Source organism: Aminobacter sp. P4_H6_2 (genome assembly GCF_056400805.1).
Genome location: NZ_JBFUKO010000344.1, coordinates 1 through 5,802 on the forward strand (window position 1 = coordinate 1; position 5,802 = coordinate 5,802).

A 5,802-nucleotide genomic window follows, 5' to 3' on the forward strand; every position below is an offset into this window, starting at 1 on the left:
GTCATGTATTGGGTGAGGTTGTCGGCGACCACGCGCACGATCGGCACCTCGGGCAGGCTGGGATCGGCAAAGACATGGTCGACACCGGCGCCGACCGAAAAGATCGCCTTGAGGTTTGGCAGCTTGGCAAGCGTTCCAGGGCGCTGCTTCCATACGACGGCATATTCGATCGAAGGATCGGCAGCGCCGTCCGGTTCGAGCACCACCTCGCGCTCTGCCGACAGCAGTTCGTACCAGCGTTGCGGGCTGAAGCCGGTGATCGAAAGAAGGATTTTTCCCTTGGCCGACATGCTCTTCCCTTGATGCTATTCGCTGACCACACCTGTCGGTGCGGTTTCGATCTTGAACGCCGCAGAGATCAGCGCTCGAGTGTAATCCGTCTGCGGTCGCTCGAAAATCTGCTCGGAGGATCCCGCCTCGACCACCTTGCCGTTGCGCATCACGATGACGTCATTGGCAAGCGCGCGCACCACCTTGAGGTCGTGGCTGATGAACAGATAAGCGAGGTCGTGCTTGGCCTGCAGGCTGCGCAAAAGGTCAACCACCTGCGCCTGCACGCTCATGTCGAGTGCCGAGGTCGGCTCGTCGAGCATGACGAAGCGCGGTTTGAGGACCATGGCGCGTGCAATGGCGACCCGCTGGCGCTGGCCCCCGGAAAATTCGTGCGGATATCGGAAGCGTGTCTCGGGATCGAGGCCGACCTCGCGCAGCACGTCGACGACTGCAACGTCGCGTTGGGCTGCCTTGAGCCCGGGCTCGTGGATCTTGAGACCCTCTTCGATGATGTCGGCAATCGACATGCGCGGACTGAGCGAGCCGAACGGGTCCTGGAACACGATCTGCATCTCGCGACGCAGCGGTCTCATCGCATTGAAGGTCAGCTTGTCGATCTCGCGGCCGTCGAAGTCGATCCGGCCCTGCGACGAGATCATGCGGGTGAGCGCGAGCCCCAGCGTGGTCTTGCCCGAGCCCGATTCGCCGACCACGCCGACGGTCTGGCCGGCGCGGACGGCAATATCGATGCCGTCGACGGCCTTCACATGGTCGATGGTCTTGCGGAAGAAGCCTTGCTTGATCGGAAACCACACCTTCACGTCGGTGCCCGACATCACCGTCTTGGCCGACGCATTGGCTGCCGGCGGCTTGCCCTTCGGCTCGGCGGCAAGCAAATGGCGCGTGTAGCTGTGCTGCGGGTTGTCGAAGATCTCCTTGGTCGGTCCCGTTTCGACGATCTGCCCGCGTGTCATCACGCAGACGCGGTCGGCGATGCGCCGGACGATGCCGAGATCATGGGTGATGAACAGCATCGACATGCCCTTGCGGGACTTCAGCTTGGCAAGCAGCTCGAGGATCTGCGCCTGCACGGTCACGTCGAGCGCGGTTGTCGGCTCGTCAGCGATCAGAAGTTCGGGCTCGTTGGCGAGCGCCATGGCGATCATCACACGCTGGCGCTGGCCACCGGAGAGCTGGTGCGGATAGGCGTCGAGCCGCTTCTGTGGCTCGCGGATGCCGACCTCTTCGAGCAGTTCGAGCGTGCGGGCTCGCGCCTGCCTGTCGCCCATGCCCTGGTGCAGCGAAAGCACCTCGACGATCTGCCGCTCGATCGTGTGGAGCGGGTTGAGTGAGGTCATCGGCTCCTGGAAGATCATGGTGATCTTGTTGCCGCGCACCTTGCGCAACGCGTTTTCGTCAAGCGCCAGCAGGTCCTGTCCACCGAACATCATCCGCCCCGATGGGTGGCTAGCCGGCGGGTAGGGCAGGAGCTTGAGCACCGAAAGGGCGGAGACCGATTTGCCGGATCCTGATTCGCCGACCAGCGCCACCGTCTCGCCCTTGGCGATATCGAAGGAGATGTGGTCGACAGCGGTCGTCGTCAAACCACCCTGGCTGAAGGCGACGGACAGGTCCTGGACGGAAAGGAGCGGGGAGGTCAAATGGCGGCCTCGATGTCAGTCATGCGAAAATCGTCGCCTTTGAAAAGAAGCGGCTCCCGGCGCGCCTTGGCAAGCGCATAGGCAAAGCAGTCGCCGAGGTTGAGCTTGGCCTGATGGTTGCCCTTGCCGAATTGCTTGTAGGCTTCGCGGGCGAGACGGGCTTGGTCCGGCGTGATGTCGACAAGCCTTACATTCATGCTGGCGATGATTTGGTCCAACTTGTCAGAGGTGACCGCCATGTCTCCACGATCGACCCGAAGGGCGACCTCCAGATAGTTGACCGGAGACAAGACGACCGTGTCGGCCTGTTCGGTCAGGACGTCAGCGAAGCGATATTCTTCTGGTTCCTTGAGCAGAATTGCCAGGATTGCCGAAGCATCGACGATCATTTCGGCAATCCGAATTCGTCATACAAGTCAGAATGGTCACTGGTCACGCCAGGAGGTGGCGGCGGCAACGAATCCAGGATTTCACGCAACCGACGCTTCTTCTCTGCCACACCCCTGTCATGGCGCAGGCGTTCAAGCCGCTCCTCGAGCGCAGCCTGAATGGCCGACGTCATCGTCTCGCCGGTCTCGGCGGCGAGTTCCTTGGCCAGCCGCTCGACGGTCGCATTCTTGATGTTCATGCCCATGCCTGTCTCCATGGTAGAAAACATAAGAAATTATACCATAGATCCGAGCTCACTTGAACGTCTTCCTTGGGTCGAAGGCGTCGCGGGTGGCTTCGCCGACGAAGATCAGCAGCGACAGCATCAGCGAGATCACCACGAAACCCGACAGGCCAAGCCATGGCGCATTGAGGTTGCGCTGGCCCTGCTTGAGCAATTCGCCGAGCGACGCCGAGCCGGGCGGCAGGCCGAAGCCGAGGAAGTCGAGCGAGGTCAGCGTCGAGATCGAGCTGTTGAGGATGAAGGGCAAGAAGGTCAGCGTCGCCACCATGGCGTTGGGCAACAGGTGTCGGAAGATGATCGTGCGGTTGGGCACGCCAAGCGCGCGCGCCGCATTCACATATTCGAAATTGCGCGCGCGCAAGAACTCGGCGCGCACGACCCCGACCAGCGCCACCCAGGAAAACAGCAGCATCAGCCCAAGCAGGATGAAGAAACCTGGCGGCAGCACGGCAGCGATGATCAGCAGCAGATAGAGCACCGGGATCGCCGACCAGATTTCGATGAAGCGCTGGAACAAAAGATCTGTCCAGCCGCCGAAATAGCCCTGCATGGCGCCTGCCGAGACGCCGATCAGTGCCGAGCCGACAGTCAGGATCAGGCCGAACAGCACCGAGATGCGGAAGCCGTAGATGACACGCGCCAGCACGTCGCGGGCCTGGTCGTCCGTGCCGAGCCAGTTCCAGTTGCCGATGGTGCAATTGGGATCGTCGACCCCTTGCGGATAGCGTTGGCAACGCACCTCCTTGGGGTACATCCAGGACGGCTTGGCCGGTGCGGCCTCAGGTATCTCGTTGTTGGTTGTGCGGTAGGAATAGCGGACCGGCGGCCAAATCATCCAGCCATTGGCGGCTATCGCCTCCTGCACCACCGCCATACGGTAGTCGGTGATAGGCAAAAAGCCCTCGTCGCCGAGGAAGGTCTCTTCGCCATAGTCCCGCATGATCGGTGAGAAGAACTCGCCCTTGAAACGGATCAGAAGCGGCCGGTCGTTGGCGATGAATTCGGAAACCAGCGATAGCCCGAACAGGACGAGGAACAGCCACAGCGACCAGTAGCCGCGCCGATTGGCTCGAAAACTCTGCCAGCGCCGCTTGTTGATCGGCGAGAGCCAGGGCCGCTTGACCGGTGCGGCAACCGTATCTGTCGCCGACATCAGACGTCCCTCCGCTCGAAATCGATGCGTGGGTCGATCCAGGTGTAGGTCAGGTCGGAGATCAGCCCGACGAACAGCCCCATCAGCGAAAAGATGTAGAGATTGGCGAAGACCACCGGATAGTCGCGGTCGAGCACTGAACGGAAGCCGAGCAGGCCGAGGCCATCGAGCGAGAAGATGTTTTCGATCAGGAGCGAGCCGGTGAAGAAGGCCGAGATGAAGGCGCCGGGGAAGCCGGCGATGACGATCAGCATGGCGTTGCGGAAGACGTGGCCATAGAGCACCTGGCGCTGCGAAAGTCCCTTGGCGCGGGCAGTCACGACATATTGCTTGCGGATCTCGTCCAGGAACGAGTTCTTGGTCAAAAGCGTGGTCGTGGCGAAAGCCGACAGCACGAGTGCCGCCAGCGGCAATGTAACGTGCCAGAGATAGTCGAGCACCTTGCCGCCGAGCGACAGCTCGCTGAAATTTTCCGAGGTCAGGCCGCGCAGCGGGAACCAGTCGAAGAACGAGCCACCGGCAAACAGCACCATCAAAAGGATGGCGAACAGGAAGGCCGGGATGGCGTAGCCGACGATGATGACGCCGCTGGTCCAGATGTCGAAGGTCGAGCCGTCCTTGACCGCCTTGCGGATGCCGAGCGGGATCGAGATGAGGTAGGACAACAGCGTGATCCAGATGCCGAGCGAGATCGACACCGGCATTTTCGAGATGATCAGGTCGAGCACCGAGATGTCGCGGAAATAGCTGTCGCCGAAATCGAAGCGGGCATAGTTCCACAACATCATGCCGAAGCGTTCGAGTGGCGGCTTGTCGAAGCCGAACTGCTTTTCGAGCTTGGCGATGAATTCGGGATCGAGGCCTTGGGCGCCACGATATTTGGACGAGCCTTCGCTACCCGCCGCGTCGAAAGTGTTGCCGCCACCAACGTCCCCGCCGCTGCCGCCGGACAGGCGGTCGCCGGCGTTGCCGCCCTGGCCGGTCAGCTTGGCGATGACCTGCTCGACTGGGCCGCCTGGTGCGAACTGGACGACGGCGAACGAGATCGCCATGATGCCGAACAGGGTCGGTATCATCAGAAGTATACGAYGGAGGATATAGGCGCCCATCAGGCAAGGCTCCTCAGAAGGAGCGAGTCAGGGGCAGAAATCTCAGGTCTTGCCAATACGTGCAGCCTTGTCCTTGTCGAACCACCACATAGCTTCGACGGGGAAGCCGAAATCCGGTTTCGGCTCCTTATAGCCGAACATGTCCCAGAATGCGGCGCGGTGATTCGCCGAAAACCAATTTGGAATCCAGTCTAGCCGGGCGCGCAAGGCCCGGTCGAGCGCGCGCATGGCAACTGTCAGCGCTTCGCGATCCTTGGCCGCACCCACGGCGTCCACCAACGCGTCGATTGCCGGGTCGGCGGTGCCGGGCAGGTTGGTCGAGCCCTGCATGTTGGCGGCGCGGGAATGAAACAGCCCGTCGATCTCGTCGCGGCTGGGCGTTGCCGAAAAGGAAACGGCCATGGCAATCGCGTCGAAGTCGAAACTGGTCTGCCGCGCCTGATATTGCGTCGAGTCGACCATGCGCGCGGATGCATCGATGCCGATCGCCCGCATGTTCTCGATCCAGGGCGAAAACACGCGAACAAATGCGTCGTCGTCGACCAGGATCTCGAGCGTAAGCGATTCGCCCTTGGAATTGCGCAAGCTGCCGTCCTTGCGCGCCCAGCCGGCATCCGCCAGCAGCTTCGAGGCTTGTCCCAACAGCTTGCGGTCGCGGCCCGAACCGTCGGAGGGCGGCTGCAGCACTGCCTCGCCGAAAGCCTCGTCAGGAATACGGCCGCGGAAAGGTTCGAGTAGCGCCAGTTCGGCGGGTGTGGGCAGGCCCTCGGAGCGATAGGCCGATTTCTCGAATGTCGATTGTGAGCGCTCGTAAGCGCCGTAGAACAGATTGCGGTTTGTCCATTCGAAGTCGAAGCACAGCGCAATGCCCCGGCGCACGCGCGGATCGCGAAAGCGCTCGCGCCGCTGGTTGAGCGCGGTTGCCTGCATCAT

Annotated in this window: 6 protein-coding genes and 1 pseudogene; all 7 read right to left on the bottom strand. The window is 61.8% G+C overall.

What is annotated here, in order from left to right; genetic code table 11:
* Positions 1–290, bottom strand: a pseudogene (locus AC1DUU_RS21135) (glyoxylate/hydroxypyruvate reductase A); the annotation flags it as partial.
* A gap of 15 nt (positions 291–305) precedes the next feature.
* The gene (locus AC1DUU_RS21140) at positions 306–1,934 is read right to left on the bottom strand and encodes an ABC transporter ATP-binding protein (RefSeq protein ID WP_476785359.1); all 1,629 of its coding nucleotides are present in this window, start codon (positions 1,932–1,934) and stop codon (positions 306–308) included.
* On the bottom strand, positions 1,931–2,323 hold the full coding sequence (locus AC1DUU_RS21145) for a type II toxin-antitoxin system VapC family toxin (protein WP_476785360.1): 393 nt from the start codon (positions 2,321–2,323) through the stop codon (positions 1,931–1,933). Before AC1DUU_RS21145 ends, AC1DUU_RS21140 begins: the two co-directional genes overlap by 4 nt.
* Positions 2,320–2,568, bottom strand: coding sequence for a type II toxin-antitoxin system VapB family antitoxin (locus AC1DUU_RS21150; protein ID WP_476785361.1), 249 nt, complete (start codon positions 2,566–2,568; stop codon positions 2,320–2,322). The genes AC1DUU_RS21145 and AC1DUU_RS21150 overlap by 4 nt, the downstream gene beginning before the upstream one ends.
* Before the next feature lie 49 nt (positions 2,569–2,617).
* Entirely contained in the window at positions 2,618–3,760 is a 1,143-nt protein-coding gene (locus tag AC1DUU_RS21155) for an ABC transporter permease (protein ID WP_476785362.1), read from the bottom strand.
* Complete coding sequence (locus tag AC1DUU_RS21160; protein ID WP_476785363.1) at positions 3,760–4,869, bottom strand: microcin C ABC transporter permease YejB; 1,110 nt, start codon at positions 4,867–4,869, stop codon at positions 3,760–3,762. Before AC1DUU_RS21160 ends, AC1DUU_RS21155 begins: the two co-directional genes overlap by 1 nt.
* Positions 4,870–4,911: 42 nt before the next feature.
* A partial coding sequence (locus tag AC1DUU_RS21165; RefSeq protein ID WP_476785364.1) for an ABC transporter substrate-binding protein occupies positions 4,912–5,802 on the bottom strand: 891 nt, incomplete at its 5' end.

Coding starts and splice junctions, on each gene's coding strand:
- AC1DUU_RS21150 (WP_476785361.1), bottom strand. CDS start 2,568: ATGGGCATGAACATCAAGAATGCGACCGTCGAGCGGCTGGCCAAGGAA.
- AC1DUU_RS21155 (WP_476785362.1), bottom strand. CDS start 3,760: ATGTCGGCGACAGATACGGTTGCCGCACCGGTCAAGCGGCCCTGGCTC.
- AC1DUU_RS21145 (WP_476785360.1), bottom strand. CDS start 2,323: ATGATCGTCGATGCTTCGGCAATCCTGGCAATTCTGCTCAAGGAACCA.